The organism is Microbacterium sp. MF43, from assembly GCF_012847295.1.
Taxonomy (GTDB): domain Bacteria; phylum Actinomycetota; class Actinomycetes; order Actinomycetales; family Microbacteriaceae; genus Microbacterium.
In genome coordinates, this window is sequence record NZ_JABBDY010000003.1 from 443,411 (window position 1) to 459,456 (window position 16,046).

At 70.5% G+C, this 16,046-nt stretch carries 15 protein-coding genes; 13 read left to right on the forward strand and 2 right to left on the reverse strand.

Going from position 1 to position 16,046, the window contains the following annotated elements; genetic code table 11:
• Nucleotides 1-33: 33 nt before the first annotated feature.
• Both HF323_RS10520 and HF323_RS10525 read right to left on the reverse strand, forming a co-directional pair.
• Nucleotides 34-1,626: a DUF349 domain-containing protein gene (locus tag HF323_RS10520; protein ID WP_169582526.1), complete on the reverse strand. Its 1,593-nt coding sequence runs from the start codon at nt 1,624-1,626 to the stop codon at nt 34-36.
• A gap of 100 nt (nt 1,627-1,726) precedes the next feature.
• Nucleotides 1,727-2,038: a dioxygenase gene (locus HF323_RS10525; protein ID WP_169582527.1), complete on the reverse strand. Its 312-nt coding sequence runs from the start codon at nt 2,036-2,038 to the stop codon at nt 1,727-1,729.
• A 116-nt stretch (nt 2,039-2,154) separates the two neighbouring features.
• Here HF323_RS10525 and HF323_RS10530 point away from each other — a divergent pair, with 116 nt between their 5' ends.
• From HF323_RS10530 to efp, 13 genes are all read left to right on the forward strand, one after another.
• Entirely contained in the window at nt 2,155-3,489 is a 1,335-nt protein-coding gene (locus HF323_RS10530; protein WP_169582528.1) for a replication-associated recombination protein A, read from the forward strand.
• 216 nt (nt 3,490-3,705) lie between these two features.
• On the forward strand, nt 3,706-4,335 hold the full coding sequence (rpsD, locus tag HF323_RS10535) for a 30S ribosomal protein S4 (RefSeq protein WP_169582529.1): 630 nt from the start codon (nt 3,706-3,708) through the stop codon (nt 4,333-4,335).
• 163 nt (nt 4,336-4,498) lie between these two features.
• The gene (locus HF323_RS10540) at nt 4,499-4,774 is read left to right on the forward strand and encodes an ATPase (RefSeq protein ID WP_169582530.1); all 276 of its coding nucleotides are present in this window, start codon (nt 4,499-4,501) and stop codon (nt 4,772-4,774) included.
• Between the two features lie 58 nt (nt 4,775-4,832).
• A complete protein-coding gene (gene alaS / locus HF323_RS10545; protein WP_169582531.1) occupies nt 4,833-7,490 on the forward strand; it encodes an alanine--tRNA ligase in 2,658 nt (885 codons plus the stop codon).
• Nucleotides 7,487-7,954: a Holliday junction resolvase RuvX gene (ruvX, locus tag HF323_RS10550; protein ID WP_169582532.1), complete on the forward strand. Its 468-nt coding sequence runs from the start codon at nt 7,487-7,489 to the stop codon at nt 7,952-7,954. The genes alaS and ruvX overlap by 4 nt, the downstream gene beginning before the upstream one ends.
• Nucleotide 7,955: 1 nt before the next feature.
• Nucleotides 7,956-9,560: an endolytic transglycosylase MltG gene (gene mltG / locus HF323_RS10555; protein ID WP_169582533.1), complete on the forward strand. Its 1,605-nt coding sequence runs from the start codon at nt 7,956-7,958 to the stop codon at nt 9,558-9,560.
• The gene (locus HF323_RS10560) at nt 9,527-10,399 is read left to right on the forward strand and encodes a shikimate dehydrogenase (RefSeq protein ID WP_211160521.1); all 873 of its coding nucleotides are present in this window, start codon (nt 9,527-9,529) and stop codon (nt 10,397-10,399) included. Before mltG ends, HF323_RS10560 begins: the two co-directional genes overlap by 34 nt.
• A 35-nt stretch (nt 10,400-10,434) precedes the next feature.
• Complete coding sequence (gene aroC, locus HF323_RS10565) at nt 10,435-11,664, forward strand: chorismate synthase (RefSeq protein WP_169582534.1); 1,230 nt, start codon at nt 10,435-10,437, stop codon at nt 11,662-11,664.
• Nucleotides 11,648-12,172 carry a shikimate kinase gene (locus tag HF323_RS10570; protein WP_169582535.1) on the forward strand — a complete coding sequence of 175 codons (525 nt, stop codon included), beginning with the start codon at nt 11,648-11,650 and terminating at the stop codon, nt 12,170-12,172. Before aroC ends, HF323_RS10570 begins: the two co-directional genes overlap by 17 nt.
• Nucleotides 12,169-13,245 carry a 3-dehydroquinate synthase gene (gene aroB / locus HF323_RS10575; protein ID WP_169582536.1) on the forward strand — a complete coding sequence of 359 codons (1,077 nt, stop codon included), beginning with the start codon at nt 12,169-12,171 and terminating at the stop codon, nt 13,243-13,245. The genes HF323_RS10570 and aroB overlap by 4 nt, the downstream gene beginning before the upstream one ends.
• Nucleotides 13,246-13,356: 111 nt before the next feature.
• Nucleotides 13,357-14,934: an MFS transporter gene (locus HF323_RS10580; protein WP_169582537.1), complete on the forward strand. Its 1,578-nt coding sequence runs from the start codon at nt 13,357-13,359 to the stop codon at nt 14,932-14,934.
• Entirely contained in the window at nt 14,931-15,389 is a 459-nt protein-coding gene (gene aroQ / locus HF323_RS10585) for a type II 3-dehydroquinate dehydratase (RefSeq protein WP_169582538.1), read from the forward strand. Before HF323_RS10580 ends, aroQ begins: the two co-directional genes overlap by 4 nt.
• A 95-nt stretch (nt 15,390-15,484) precedes the next feature.
• The gene (gene efp / locus HF323_RS10590) at nt 15,485-16,045 is read left to right on the forward strand and encodes an elongation factor P (protein ID WP_169582539.1); all 561 of its coding nucleotides are present in this window, start codon (nt 15,485-15,487) and stop codon (nt 16,043-16,045) included.
• Nucleotide 16,046 lies beyond the last annotated feature (1 nt).

The window sequence follows — 16,046 nt, forward strand, 5'->3', positions numbered from 1 at the left end:
TGTGGACAACCCGGTCCGGTGCGACGCTGTGGATCAGCCGCCGAGCGCCTTGAGCCAGGACCGGCGAGCCTCGAGCGCCTCCGTGGCGGTTGCGATCGCCTTCTTGTCGCCGGACTTCTTCGCCGCCGCGAGCTCTTGCTCGAGCTTCTCGATCGCGTCGGTCAGCTGTCGCGTCATGTCGTTCGCGCGGGCCTTGGTCTCGGGGTTGTTCCGCTTCCAGTCGGTCTCTTCGCGCGTCCGCAGCGCCTGCTCGATCTTGCGCAGGTCGTCGTCGAGGCCGCGCTCGGCGTCACGCGGGAAGATGCGCCCGATCTCGTCCCACCGGCGCTGGATGCCCGTGAGGAGCGTGCGAGCCTTCGCGATCTCACGCTCGTCGGCGACGGCCTTGGCCTCCTCGAGCAGCGCGCGCTTGGCGTCGATCTTCTCGCGGGATGCCTCGGCATCGGCCGCCTCGCGCTCGACGCGAGCGGAGTAGAGGGCGTCACCGGCGGCCTTGAAGCGCGCCCACAGGGCGTCGTCGACCTTTTTGCCGGCGCGACCGGCGGTCTTCCACTGATCCAGGAGCTCGCGGTAGGCCGGAATGCCGTCCTCACCCTTCGGCGCGAGAGCCTCGGCCCTCTCGACGAGCTTCGTCTTGCGCTCCCTGACGCCCTTATGCGCCTCGTCCAGTTCGGCGTAGAACTCGCGGCGGTGCTTGTCGACCGTCGAGCGGGCGTCGCGGAATCGCTTCCACAGCTGCTGCGCTGTCGACTTCGGCAGGCGCGGGCCGTTCTGCTGCTGCGCCTGCCACTGGTCGAACAGCTCGCTCAGCTCAGCCGTGGCCTGTTTCCACTGCACCGTCCGCGGGTCGCGGGCGGCCAGTGCTTCCGCCTTCTCCACGATCTCGGTACGCGTGCGGATGGCGTCGTCGACAGCCTCCCGTGCGGCAGCGGCCTCGGACTCGGATGCCGCGGCGAGCGTCTCGGTGAGAGCCGCGACCCGGGCTTCCAGCGTGGCCAGGTCGCCGACCGCGGCCGCTCCGTCGAGCTTCGCCGACACGGCGCGCGCGGCCGCACGAAGATCGGAGGCGGACGCGCCGCCGCGGCGGTGACGGACCTCGAGAAGAGTGACCTCGCTCGCGAGGTCGGCGTACTTGCGCTCGAAGTAGGCGAGAGCCTCTTCGGGCGAGCCGTCGGGGTACTGGCCCACGACGCGCCAATCGTCGCCCTCGCGGACCGACACGGTGCCGTCATCCTCGACACGGCCCCACGGCTCGGTCGAGACCGACGCCTGCGGCGCGTTCGCCGGGCGCGGGCGGGGGGTCGGGACGGGAGCGGGCCGGGCGGGCGGCGCGGACGCCTCGGGCGCGGGCGCCTCAGCGGTCTCCGCCTCGTCGGCTTCGGCAGATTCGACGACCGGCACCTCGGATGCCTCGGGCGCCGGCGCGGAGACGTCCTCTTCGGAGCTCGCAGCCTCGGGCTGAGCCGCGTCAGCCTCCGCATCGTCGGTCTCAGGGGCGGGCGGAACGTCGTCCGTCGCGACGCTCTCGGTCCCGTCGACGTCGGCGTCGACGGGGGAGATCTCGGGCTGGATGTCGTCGGTCGCGGGACCGGTCGACTCGGGAGTGGACTCTGCTGCGGCAGTCACGGGATGCACCTCATCGCGGCTCACGCCGCCTGTGGGGGATGGACGGCCCCAGCCTAGTACGGCGGAGCGCTTCCGCTGAGAAGCGATCCCGCGGTCGCGGTCAGGGAGCAGGCGTCGGCGTGGGCGTCACGGACGACGTCGGCGTCGGGGTCGGAGTGCCGGTCGGCGCGGGCGTCATTCCCGGCTCGGTGGTCGTGGTCGGAGCAGGTTCGGGGGCACCGGGACCCGCCACGAAATATGCGGTCTGCGCGGCGAGGACCCCGAGCAGCAGGACGCCGCCCGCGATGCCCGCGATCAGATTGTCGCGGGTGCGGCGACGTGCCTGGCCGTTGTGGAACTCCTGACGCGCCTGATACAGACGGGCGCGCTCTCGCGACTCCCGCGCACCGCGGTCCTTGCCACCGTTCGCCACGGAACCTCCTCCGCTCCGGGTCGCCGCCCGGGCCGGGGTTGATCCTACGGGCAGGCGTCTCCGGCAGCAAAAGCGCCACCGCGTCCCCTGTCGCAGGGGCGGACTAGCCTGGTCGGGTGAGTAGTCCGACCGCGCTCTTCCAGGGGCAGACGCCGCTGGCCGTGCGCATGAGGCCGACATCGCTCGACGAGGTCGCGGGGCAGGGTCATCTGCTGCGACCGGGGTCGCCGCTGGTGACGCTCGCGAATCCGGATGCCGCTGCCCGCGCCGCCTCGTCGGTCATCCTGTGGGGTCCTCCCGGCACGGGCAAGACGACGCTCGCGCAGGCCATCGCCCGCGCATCCGGTCGCCGATTCGTCGAGCTCTCCGCGGTGACCGCGGGCGTGCGCGACGTCCGAGAGGTCATGCAGGAGGCACTCACTCAGCGCGACCTGTACGGCCAGTCCACGATCCTCTTCCTCGATGAGATCCACCGGTTCACGAAGGCGCAGCAGGACGCGCTGCTTCCGGGCGTCGAGAACGGGTGGGTCGTTCTCATCGCGGCCACGACCGAGAACCCGTCGTTCTCGGTGATCTCACCGTTGCTCTCTCGCTCGCTCCTCCTCACCCTCAAGCCGCTCACCGACGACGACCTCCGGCTCCTGGTCGACAGGGCCGTGACGGATCCCCGCGGCCTCGCCGGCTCGATCGAACTGAGCGACGACGCGCGCGACGCCCTCGTCCGGCTCTCCTCGGGCGACGCGCGTCGTGCGCTGACCGCCCTCGAGGCGGCGGCATCCTTCGCCGAACCCGCCGACGGCGACGACGCCGCACCCGTGGTGACGGCCGAGCATGTGGCGCAGGCGGTCGACCGCGCGCTGCTGCGCTACGACCGGCAGGGGGACGAGCACTACGACGTCATCAGCGCGTTCATCAAGTCGATCCGCGGCTCCGACGTCGACGCGGCGATGCACTACCTCGCCCGCATGATCGAAGCGGGGGAGGACCCGCGCTTCATCGCCCGCCGCCTCATCATCTCGGCCGCCGAAGACATCGGGCTCGCCGATCCGCAGGCGCTCACGATCGCCGTCGCGGCCGCCGACGCCGTACAGCTCATCGGCATGCCCGAGGGTCGTATCCCGCTCGCGGAGGCGACCGCCTATCTCGCGACCACCGCCAAGTCGAACGCGGCGTACCTCGCCATCAACGCCGCGATCGCCGATGTGCAGGCGGGGGGCTTCGGGCGCGTGCCGGTCCACCTCCGGGACGCCCACTATCCCGGCGCCAAGCGGCTCGGTCACGGCAAGGGGTACGTCTACCCGCACGATTCCGAGGTCGGGGTCTCCGCGCAGCAGTATCTGCCCGACGAGCTGCGCGGGCGACGCTACTACGAGCCCAAGGCCCTCGGCGCCGAGCGAGACGTGCAGGCGCGGCTCGAGAAGATCCGGCGCATCCTCTCCGGGGACCGCTGACGCCTCCGCGGCGAGGGCGGGGGCGGCATCTGCTCTGACCGGGCCTTCCGGCCAGTCTGATAGACTCGATCGGCTCGAGACCGTGTTTTCGGGCATCCCCTCTCTTCTTGACCGACCTTCCGGCATGCCCCGGCGTGCAGTCCGGACAGGGCGAGGAGACGGAGATACGTCCGTGAGTCGTGAAAGTCGCGACCACGTCATCGGAAGGATCACTTCGTGGCTACGAAGTCCCAGGACCGCCGCAAGGTCCGCCTCTCGCGCGCGCTCGGCGTCGCGCTGACCCCCAAGGCCGCCCGCTACCTCGAGAAGCGTCCCTACGCTCCCGGCGAGCACGGCCGCACCAAGCGCAAGGCCGACAGCGACTACGCGGTCCGCCTGCGCGAGAAGCAGCGTCTGCGCGAGCAGTACGGCATCCGCGAGAAGCAGCTGCGCATCCAGTTCAACGAGGCTCGTCGCACCCAGGGCCTGACGGGTGAGAACCTCGTCGAGCAGCTCGAGATGCGCCTGGACGCCCTCGTGCTCCGCGCCGGCTTCGCCCGCACCACCGCGCAGGCGCGCCAGATGGTCGTGCACCGTCACATCCTCGTGGACGGCCAGCTCGTCGACCGCCCGTCGTTCCGCGTGAAGCCGGGCCAGCTCATCCACGTGAAGCCCAAGTCCGAGGGCACCGAGCCCTTCCAGGTCGCGGCCGCCGGCGGTCACGCCGACGTCCTGCCCCCGGTCCCGGGCTACCTCGAGGTCGAGCTCGACAAGCTCCAGGCCCGTCTCGTGCGTCGCCCCAAGCGCGCCGAGGTCCCCGTGGTCTGCGACGTCCAGCTCGTCGTCGAGTACTACGCGGCGCGCTAAGCGCCGCGGCCGGAGGTGGCGCCTGGCGCCGCGTCCGAACAAGCACTGTGCGCTGAGCCTCTGAGTCTCGGCCGCGAAGGGCGCCGGGGTCACCCGGCGCCCTTCGTCGTTTCGCCTACGATGGAGGGGTGCCGCGCCCGGCGGCCCGCGAGGAAGTGGTGACATGAAGAACGTGCTGTGGTTCCTGCTCGGCATCGCCGGCGGGTTCGTCGTCGCACACCTCATGAACAAGGACCCTCGGGGTCACGAGCTCCTGGCGGAGGTCGACGCCCGCATCACGGAGTTCACCGATCGCATCGGCGACGCCTACCGGGAGCAGGAGGCGCGCATGGCGGGACTTGTCGACGATGTGAAGGATGCCGCCGCCGACGCCGCCGAGAACGCCCGTGCCGCGGCATCCGACGCTGTCGACGCCGCCGCCGAGAAGCTCACCGACTGACCAGCGGAGCCGCCTCCCCGTTTCGGGGGAGCACCGCGCCCATTTTGCGAGGACCCGAATGAAGACCGCCGAGATCGCGCAGCGCTTCCTCGACTACTTCGAGAAGAACGGCCACACGATCGTCCCGTCCGCCTCTCTGGTGACCGACGACCCCGCGCTGCTGTTCACCATCGCCGGCATGGTGCCGTTCATCCCGTACCTGTCGGGCGATGTGCCCGCGCCGTACCCGCGCGCGGCCGACAACCAGAAGTGCATCCGCACGAACGACATCGAAGAGGTCGGCAAGACCCCGCGCCACGGCACCTTCTTCCAGATGCTCGGCAACTGGTCGTTCGGCGACTATTTCAAAGAGGGCGCGATCCGCTACGCGTGGGAGCTGCTCACCTCGAGTGAGGCCGACGGCGGCCTCGGGTTCGACCCGAAGGATCTGTGGGTCACCGTCTACGAGGAGGACGACGAGGCCCACGACCTCTGGCGCAGTCTCACCGACCTGCCCGAAGAGCGCATCCAGCGCCTCGGCAAGGACACCAACTACTGGAGCACGGGGACTCCGGGCCCGGCGGGCCCCTGCTCCGAGATCTTCTTCGACCGCGGCCCCGAATACGGAATCGACGGCGGTCCCGCGACCGACGACGACCGCTACGTCGAGATCTGGAACCTCGTGTTCATGCAGTACGAGATCACGAACGTGCAGTCGAAGTACGACTTCGACATCGTCGGCGAGCTCCCCGCGAAGAACGTCGACACGGGCATGGGGCTCGAGCGCATCGCCTTCATCAAGCAGGGCGTCGACAACATGTACGAGACCGATCAGGTGCGGCCGGTCCTCGACAAGGCCGTCGAGCTCTCGGGGCGCACGTACGGCGCCGACCACGACGACGATGTGCGCTTCCGCGTGGTGGCCGACCACATCCGGTCGTCGCTCATGCTCATGACCGACGGCGTCACCCCGTCGAACGACGGCCGCGGCTACATCCTGCGACGGCTCATGCGTCGCGCGATCCGTTCGATGCGCCTGCTCGGCGTCGACGGCCCGACGTTCGCCGACCTGTTCGCCGCGTCGCGCGACGCCATGAAGGACGCCTACCCCGAGGTCGAGGCGGACTACGCCCGCATCTCCCAGCACGCGCTGGCCGAGGAGGCCACGTTCCTCCGCACGCTCGCGGCGGGGGAGTCGATCCTCGACGACTCCCTCGTGCAGACCAGGGCGGCGGGCGGCACCACGATCGCCGGCTCCGAGGCGTTCCTGCTGCACGACACCTATGGCTTCCCGATCGACCTGACTCTCGAGATCGCCGAGGAGGCGGGTCTGTCCGTCGACCGAGCAGCGTTCGACAGCCTCATGCAGGAGCAGCGAGCCCGGGCCAAGGCGGACGCCCGTTCGCGCAAGCGCCAGCTCGCCGACACGAGCGTGTATCGCGACTTCCGCGCGGCGGGCGAGACCGTCTTCACCGGGTATACCGACCTGGAGACCGAGTCGTCGGTGCTCGGGCTGCTGGTGGACGGCATCTCCGTCGATCGCGCCGCGGCGGGTCAGATCGCCGAGGTGATCCTGGCCGAGACCGCGCTGTACGCGGAGTCGGGCGGCCAGGTCGCCGACCGGGGCGTCATCGTCGGTCCCGGCTACGAGCTCGAGGTCCTCGACGTCCAGAAGCCCGTCGCGGGCCTCATCAGCCACACCGTCGAGGTCACCACCGGTGAGGTCGCGGTCGGCCAGCCGGCGACCACGATCGTGGATGCCGCGAACCGGCGTGCGGCGCGCCAGGCGCACTCCGCCACCCACCTCGTCCACGCGGCACTGCGCGACACGCTCGGCAAGACCGCCACGCAGGCCGGATCGCTCAATCGCGCCGGCTACATGCGGTTCGACTTCACGTGGGGCCAGTCCCTGTCAGACGAGACCAAGAGCGAGATCGAGGAGATCGCCAACAACGCGGTCCGCGACAACCTCGAAGTGACGACCCGCGTGCTGGCGCTCGACGAGGCGAAGTCGCTGGGGGCCATGGCGCTCTTCGGCGAGAAGTACGGCGACACCGTCCGCATGGTGGACATCGGCGGACCCTGGTCGCGTGAGCTCTGCGCGGGCACGCACGTGTCGACGAGCGCCGAGATCGGCCTCATCAACCTCGTGGGGGAGTCCTCGGTCGGGGCATCCAACCGCCGCGTCGAAGCGCTCGTCGGACTCGACGCCTTCCGCTCGCTGGCCGCCGAGCGCGCGATCGTCTCGCAGCTCACGTCGACGCTCAAGACCCCGCGGGATCAGCTCCCGGCCCGGATCGCCGAGCTCACCGCGAACCTCAAGTCCGCTGAGAAGAAGATCGCGGCACTCGAGGCGAAGGCTCTCGGCGACCGCCTCCCCGCCCTCGCGGCGGCCGCCGCGCCGGTGGGCAGGCAGGTCGTCGTCGCGGAGTCCATCGGCACCGCCGGCTCCGCTGATGACGTGCGGTCGCTCGCGCTCCAGGTGCGCGACCGGCTCGGCTCACAGGCGGCCGTCGTCGCGCTCGGCGCCGAGGTCAACGGCCGCGCGATCGTCATCGTCGCGACGAACGACGCCGCGCGCAGCGCGGGTGCCAAGGCAGGGGTGCTGGCGAAGGCCGCCGCTGCCGTGCTCGGCGGCGGCGGCGGCGGCCGCGACGACGTGGCGCAGGGCGGGGGAACGGATGCCGCGGCGCTTCCGTCCGCGCTCCACGCCGTCAAGGACGCCCTGAGCGCGTGAGCGGGTTCCGTCGCGGGGCGAGACTCGGCGTCGACGTCGGGCGCGTCCGGGTCGGCGTCGCCAAGAGCGATCCGGACGGTCTGCTCGCGACTCCCGTCGAGACCGTTCCCCGCGACGACGCAGCGGTCAAGCGCATCATGGCCCTCGCCGAGGAGCATTCGGCGATCGAGGTCCTCGTCGGACTGCCGCTGAATCTGCGAGGTGAGGACACCCCGTCCACGGCGGACGCCCGGGCCTTCGCCGCGGCGATCGCCGAGGCATCCGCCCTCCCGGTCCGCCTTGTGGACGAGCGCCTCTCGACCGTCTCCGCGCACGCTGCCCTGCGGGAATCGGGCAGAACACAGCGTTCGTCGCGTACCATCGTTGACCAGGTCGCCGCCGTCGTGCTGCTCCAGCAAGCCATCGATGTCGAGAAGAGCACCGGCCGTCCCCTTGGCGTCCCCGTCACCCAGGAGCCCGCCTGACATGCCCGAGTCCCCGCATGATGACCGGTTCGCGCACCTGTTCGGCAATCTGCCGGACCCGCGAGACCGGCCGCTGAGGTCTGCCGGCTCCGACGCGGACCGGGGCAGCGCTCCCGAGGAGCCGGCCCGTCCGCTGTCGCGGCGTGAGGCCCGCGAGCTCGCCGCCCGGCAGGGTGGCGCGGCGCCGAACGATGCGGCGGACGCCGAGGCGTCGGCACCCGCCGGAGAGGTCGACGCGCGCCCGGTGGCCGCTCAGCGCACGACAGGGGAGTCCTCGGCCACCGCCGTGCTTCCGGTCTCGAACGGGTCCGCGCCGGCGTCCGCCGGCGCGAGCGCCGATGACGACGCCTGGCTCTTCGACGGTGCGGGTGCATCGCCGTACAGCCGAACCGGTTCCCTCGCCCAGACAACGGCGACTCGGCCCGCCGAGCGCGGCGCCGCCACGGCCACCCTCGAGGACCTCTTCACGGGACGGACGTCCACCGACGAGCTCGGCACCCCACCGCCTCCCGCCGACAAGCGCAAGCGCCGCCGCGGCGGGTGGATCGCCCTCGGCATCGTGCTGGCGATCCTGGGCGCAACCGCTGCGGGTGCGTGGTACGTGTGGACGACCTACGAGGAGCAGATCCGCGAGGTCATGGGCTGGGAGGAGCCGAAGGACTACGAGGAGGGCATGGCGAACGGAGAAGTGTTCATCACGATCGCCTCCGGCGACACCGGCGCCCCGATCTCGCAGACGCTGTACGAAGCCGGGGTCACCATGACACCCGATGCCTTCTACGACTTCCTCATCGAGAGCGGCGAGAACCCGCCGTTCGTGCCCGGCGTGTTCCGTCTGCAGAAGCAGATGACCTCGGAGGCGGCCCTCGCGGCGCTCCTGGATCCCGCCAACAAGATGGAGAACACCGCCCAGCTGCGCGAGGGCCTCACTGTGGAGCAGTCGCTCCCGATCCTGGCCGAAGCCACCGGCCTTCCCCTCACGGACTTCGAGTCCGCCGTGGCCGATCCTTCGGCGTACGGCGTGGCCGCCGATTCGCTGGAGGGCTGGCTCTTTCCTGCGACCTACACCTTCGAACCGGGGGTGACGGCTCCCCAGGTGATCCAGACGCTCGTCGATCGCGCGGTGCAGTCCCTCGACCAGGCCGGCGTGCCCGAGGACCAGCGCCAGGAGATCCTGACGATCGCCTCGATCATCCAGCGCGAGGCGCGGTTCGAGGCCGACATGCAGAAGGTGTCCACCGTCATCCAGAATCGTCTGGATCCCGCAAACCAGGAGACGTTCGGCCTGCTCCAGATGGACTCGACGGCGCAGTACGGCTACGGCGAGATGCACGACGGCACGGTGAGCTCGTCAGGCGAGGCCCTGAGCGATGACAACCCGTGGAACACCTATGTCAACGCCGGGCTGCCGATCGGCCCGATCTCCAATCCGGGAGATGTTGCGATCGACGCGGCGATGCACCCTGCGGAGGGCGACTGGCTCTACTTCGTCACGGTGAACCTCAACACCGGCGAGACAGTGTTCACGACCAACATCGATGACCACAATCGCGCCGTCCGCCAGTGGCAGGACTGGTGCTCGGAGAACCCGGACGCGGGGTGCTGACGCCCGCGGCGACGCGCCTGGCCGTGTGGGGCGACCCGATCGCGCACAGCCGCTCCCCGCAGCTCCACCGAGCGGCGTACGCGGTGCTCGGGAGGGAGTGGACCTACGACCGGCGCCGGGTGGACGAGACGGGCTTCGCTGCGGCCCTCGCCTCTCTCGACGACACATGGCGGGGTCTCTCCCTGACGATGCCGCTCAAGGGGGTCGCCCGCGCCGCGGCGGCCGGACTCGACCGTCGCGCGGAACTCACCGGCGCCGTCAATACGCTGCTGCTCCATCCGGCCGGGCCTCGCGGGTTCAACACCGACGTGGGAGGGATCGTCCGCGCCCTCGCCGACGAGGGCGTCACGGAGGCTCCGGTCGCCCGGATCGTCGGCGCCGGCGCGACGGCGACCTCCGCCCTCGTCGCGCTGTCTGAGATCGGCGCACGACGGATCGATGTCGTCGCCCGCAGACGCGAGGCCGTCGAGCCGCTGGCGGACCTCGGCCGAGTGCTCGGCATCGAGGTCGCACCGGCAGGGTTCGAGGCATCCGTCCACCCTCCCTCGCCCGTCACGATCGCGACCCTGCCCGGAGATGCGCCGGTGACGGATGCCTCGGCCGACGCCCTCGCCGCGGGAGGCGGGCTCCTCCTCGACGTGGTGTACGGGCACTGGCCGACCGCGCTGTCGGCCGCATGGGAACGCGCCGGCGCACCTGCCGTGTCGGGTCTGGGGATGCTGCTGCACCAGGCCCTGCTCCAGGTGCGGATCTTCACCACGGGCGATGCCGGCACCGCGCTTCCAGACGAGGCCGCCGTCTTCGCCGCCATGCGCCGCGCGCTCGACGAGGACGCGTGACGTAACGGCGGATCCGCACGTGGGAGACTGGAGCAATGCTCCGCGTGCTCACGGCCGGCGAATCGCACGGCCCCGAACTCGTCGCCGTCATGGAGGGACTGCCCGCGGGCGTCCCGATCTCCCGCGCCGCGATCCAGGCCGACCTCGCGCGTCGCAAGCTCGGCTACGGCCGCGGCTCGCGCATGAAGTTCGAGGAGGACGAGCTCACGATCTCGTCCGGCGTCCGCCACGGCCTGACGCTCGGCAGCCCGATCGCGCTGCGCATCGGCAACACCGAGTGGCCGAAGTGGACCGAGGTGATGAGCCCCGACCCGGTCGAGCTCACCGACAAGTCCCGCGGACGCGGCGCCGCTCTCACTCGGCCTCGCCCCGGCCACGCCGACCTCGTGGGCATGCAGAAGTACGACTTCGACGAGTCCCGCCCGATCCTCGAGCGCGCGAGCGCCCGCGAGACAGCGGCGCGCGTCGCGCTCGGGGCGGTGGCGCGCTCGTTCCTGTCGGAACTCGGCATCCGCCTGGTGAGTCACACGCTCTCGATCGGTCCGGTGCGCGTCCCCGACGACGCGGCGCTTCCGACGCCCGACGACGTCGACGCGCTCGACGCGGATCCGCTGCGCTGCTTCGATGTGTCGACGAGCGAGCGCATGGTGGCCGAGGTGGACGACGCCCGCAAGGCCGGCGACACGCTCGGCGGCATCGTGGAGGTCCTCGCGTACGGGCTTCCGCCGGGACTGGGCTCGCACGTGCACTGGGATCGCCGTCTGGACGGCAAGCTGGCTCAGGCGCTGATGAGCATCCAGGCCATCAAAGGCGTCGAGGTCGGAGACGGCTTCCTCACGACCACCCGTCGCGGGTCGGCCGCACACGACGAACTCCACGCGACCGACGGCGGGATCACCCGCTCGAGCGACAAGGCAGGCGGCACGGAAGGCGGCATGTCGACCGGAACGGTGCTGCGCGTGCGGGCCGGAATGAAGCCGATCGCGACGGTGCCCAAGGCGCTGCGAACGGTCGACGTCGCGACCGGAGAGACCGCGGCCGCGCATCACCAGCGCTCCGACGTGTGCGCCGTCCCCGCGGCGGGCGTCGTCGCCGAGGCGATGGTCGCCCTCGTGCTCGCGGAGGCGGTGCTCGAGAAGTTCGGCGGAGACAGCGTCGGCGAGACCCGCCGCAACCTCGAGGGGTACCTCGCCGCGATCCCCGACACCCTGCGCACGGCGACCGAGAGCGACGCGGCGCTCGCCCAGCATGACGCCGCTCTCTAGCGCCCTCGTGCTCATCGGCCCGATGGGAGCCGGAAAGACGAGCGTCGGAAAGCGGGTCGCGCGCGCTCTCGAGGTGCCGTTCTTCGACACCGATGCGGCGGTCGCGCGGGAGCACGGGCCGATCGAGACGATCTTCGCCGAACAGGGCGAGGCGCGCTTCCGCGAGCTCGAGCGCGCCGCGGTCGAGGAGGGACTCGCCACCCGCGGCGTCGTCTCCCTCGGAGGCGGGGCGGTCCTCGACCCGGAGACCCGCGCCGACCTCGAGGGACATCGCGTCGTGCTGCTGACCGTCGCCCCCCGGGTGGTGGCCCACCGGGTGCGGGGGAGCGCCCGGCCGCTGCTGCAGGGCGAGGACGCCATCACCCGCTGGACCGAGATCTACGAGGCCCGCCGCCCGCTGTACGAGCAGCTGGCCGACATCCGCTTCGACACCTCCAGCGGGCCACTGCAGCTCGTCGTCGATCGGATCGTCGAATGGGCATCGCGGGACGAAGAGGAAGACGAATGACCGATACGACCACGATCACCGTGAGCGGCGACGCCAGTTATCCCATCACCGTCGGGCGAGGCATCCTTTCCCGCCTGGGCGAGACGCTTCCCCCCGCCGCCCGCAAGGTGCTCGTGATCCACCCGCCGACCCTGACCGCGCAGGCCGAGGCGCTGCGCACCCAGCTGGTCGGAGACCGCGAGGTGCTTCTCGCCGAGATCCCCGATGCCGAGGCGGGCAAGCGCATCGAGGTCGCCGCGTTCTGCTGGCAGGTCATGGGCAAGGCGGACTTCACCCGCAGCGACGTCGTGGTCGGCTTCGGCGGGGGAGCGGTGACCGACCTCGCGGGGTTCGTCGCCGCGACCTGGCTTCGCGGGGTCGAGGTGGTCCATGTGCCCACCACGGTCCTCGGCATGGTCGATGCGGCCGTCGGCGGCAAGACCGGGGTGAACACCGCCGAGGGCAAGAACCTGGTGGGTGCGTTCTGGGCACCGCGCGCGGTGCTGTGCGACCTCGATCTGCTCGACTCGCTCTCGAGGAACGAGCGCGTCGCCGGGTTCGCCGAGGTCGCGAAGGCGGGGTTCATCTGGGCCCCCGAGATCCTCGACCTCATCGAGGCCGACCCCGGGACGGCGACCGACCCCCGCAGCGACGCCTTCCGCCGCTCGATCGAGCTCGCCATCGAGATGAAGGCGCGAGTCGTGGGCGAGGACCTGCGCGAGGCCGGCCTGCGCGAGATCCTGAACTACGGCCACACCCTCGGCCACGCGATCGAGCACGCCGAGCGCTACCGCTGGCGGCACGGCGCAGCCATCTCGGTGGGGATGGTCTTCGCCGCCGAGCTCTCCCGTCTCGCGGGGCGATTGGCGGATGCCCCGGCGCAGCGCCACCGCGACATCCTCGACCTGCTCGGGCTGCCGACGACCTATCGACCGGGTGCGTGGCCGCAGCTGCTGGCCACCATGCAGCGCGACAAGAAGAGCCGCGGCGGGATGCTCCGCTTCATCGTGCTCGACGACATCGCCAAGCCCACCGTGCTGCAGGCACCGGACGAATCGCTCCTCTTCGCGGCGTACCAGGAGGTCGCGGGCTGACCGCCCGCGCCACGGAAAATCACCCCCGGCGAGCGACACCCCATCCGGCAGGATGAGGGTCACCGGGCCGACCTCGCGCGATCGGCCGGAGACCGTCTGGAGGCCCTCGCGATGACCGTGGCATCGACAGCACCGAGCAGATCAGGAGCGGTGCTCGGCACGCTCATCATCGTCGCCGCCGTGGCGAACCTCCCGCTCGCGGTCGCGAATGTCGCTCTTCCCGACATCGGCGTGGCATTCGATGCCTCGCAGACGCAGCTGAACCTCGTCGCCATCGGATACTCCCTCGGCCTGGCCGCGTCGGTGCTGTGGCTCGGGGCCGTCGGCGATCGATACGGTCGCCGACGCATGCTCCTCATCGGCGTGCTCCTGTCACTCCCCGCCGGCCTGGTGGCGGCCTTCGCGCCGTCGATCGAGGTGCTGATCGCCGCCCGCGTCGTGGGCGGGATCGCGGCCGGCATGGCATATCCGACGACACTCGCCCTCATCACCGCGCTGTGGTCGGGGCCGGCGCGGACCCGGTCCATCGCGCTGTGGTCTGCCACGGGCGGCGCCATCTCCGCGCTCGGACCGCTCATCTCCGGACTGCTTCTGGAGAACTTCTGGTGGGGCTCGGTCTTCCTCGTGACGATCCCGCTCATCGTGGTCGCGGTCCCTCTGACTCTGAAGTTCATCCCGGCCCACATCAACGAGGCGACCGACCCCGTGGACAACCTGGGCGGCATTCTCTCGGTGGTGCTGGTCGGCGCCCTGATCGTCGCGATCAACTTCGCGACGGTTCCGGACGCCCGCGTGCTCGTGATCGGCCTCACCGCGGTGGTCATCGTCGCGCTCGTGCTGTTCCTGTGGCGCCAGCGGCGCGCCGCCAACCCCCTGTACGACCTCGGAGTGGCCAAGCGTCCGATCTTCTGGGTCGCTGCGGTGGCGGGCATCATCGTGTTCGGCTCGCTCATGGGGGCGATGTTCATCGGTCAGCAGTTCCTGCAGAACGTGCTGGGGTACTCCACCATCGAATCGGGAGCGGCGATCCTTCCGGCGGCCGTGTTCATGGTGCTCCTGGCGCCCCGCTCGGCGAAGCTGGTCGAGGCGCGCGGTGCGCGGTTCACGATGCTCCTCGGCTACGTTCCCGTGCTCCTGGGATTCCTCACGATGCTGCTGCTGTGGCGGGAGGGGGCTGCCTACTGGGCGGTGGCCCTCGGCTATGCCCTGGTCGGAGCCGGCGTGGGCATCGCGGGCACCCCCGCATCGCGTTCCCTCACCGGCGCCGTGCCGGTCCGCCGTGCAGGCATGGCTTCGGGAACCGCCGACCTGCAGCGCGATCTCGGCGGGGCCATCATGCAGTCGATCCTCGGCGCGCTGCTCACCGCCGGCTACGCCGCCGCGATGCTGTCGCAGATCGGCTCCTCGAAGGAGTCCGCCGAGGTCACCTCGAGTGTGCAGAGTCAGCTCACGAAGTCGTTCGCGAGCGCCGAGACGATCGCCAAGCAGTACCCCCAGTACGCCGATGCGATCACGCAGGCGGCGAAGGAATCGTTCCTGCAGGGCCAGGACTGGGCCTACATCGCCGGGATCATCGCGGTACTCATCGGCGCGGTGCTGGTGTTCTGGAAGTTCCCGCGGGCTGCTCGCGAACGCGAGCTCCTGGCCGAGTATCACGCCGAAGACGCCGCTGATACCGTGTCGAGGTGACTTCACCGCGTCGTCTGCTCCTGGTCAACGGCCCGAACCTCAATCTGCTGGGCACGCGCGAGCCGGAGATCTACGGCTCGGCGACCCTGCAGGATGTCGAAGAGCTCGCGACGCGAACAGCGGCCGCACGCGGCTTCGAGGTGCGCGCCGTGCAGAGCAACCACGAGGGCGTCCTTCTGGACGCGATCCATGCGGCTCGGGACGACTGCAGCGGGATCGTCATCAACCCCGGCGGACTCACCCACACCTCCGTCGTGCTGCGCGACGCCTTGGCGGGGGTATCCCTGCCGGTGGCAGAGGTGCACATCTCCGACATCACCAAGCGGGAGCCGTTCCGTCACCACTCGCTCGTCGCGGACGTCGCTCTGGTGCACGTCGCGGGGGAGGGCGTCCAGGGATACGCCACGGCCATCGAACGACTCATCGCGGTGATCACAGGACAGACCGACAACTGATCGCTGCTCGCAGCGGGCACCGATTCGGCATCCCGTAGAATGCACTGTCGGGCCGCGACCGGCCATCTCTCCTCACGAACGGATACTCCTCACCCATGGCATCGACCGCAGACATCAAGAACGGCGTCGTCCTCAACATCGACGGGCAGCTCTGGAGCGTCGTGGAGTTCCAGCACGTGAAGCCGGGCAAGGGCGGCGCGTTCGTTCGGACGAAGCTCAAGAACGTCCTGTCTGGCAAGGTCGTCGACAAGACGTTCAACGCCGGCGCGAAGGTGGAGACCGAGAACGTCGATCGCCGCGACTTCACGTACCTGTACAACGACGGCGAGGGCTTCGTCTTCATGGACGTCGCCGACTACGACCAGATCACCGTCGGCGCGGCCACCGTCGGCGACGCCGCCAACTTCCTGCTCGAGAACCAGCAGGTCCAGATCGCCCTCAACAACGGCAACCCCCTGTACATCGAGCTTCCCGCGTCGGTCGTGCTCGAGATCACCTACACCGAGCCGGGCCTGCAGGGCGATCGCTCCTCGGCGGGCACGAAGCCCGCGACCGTCGAGACCGGCTACGAGATCCAGGTCCCGCTCTTCCTCGAGACGGGCACCAAGGTCAAGGTCGACACCCGCACGGGTGACTACCTCGGCCGCGTCAGCTGAC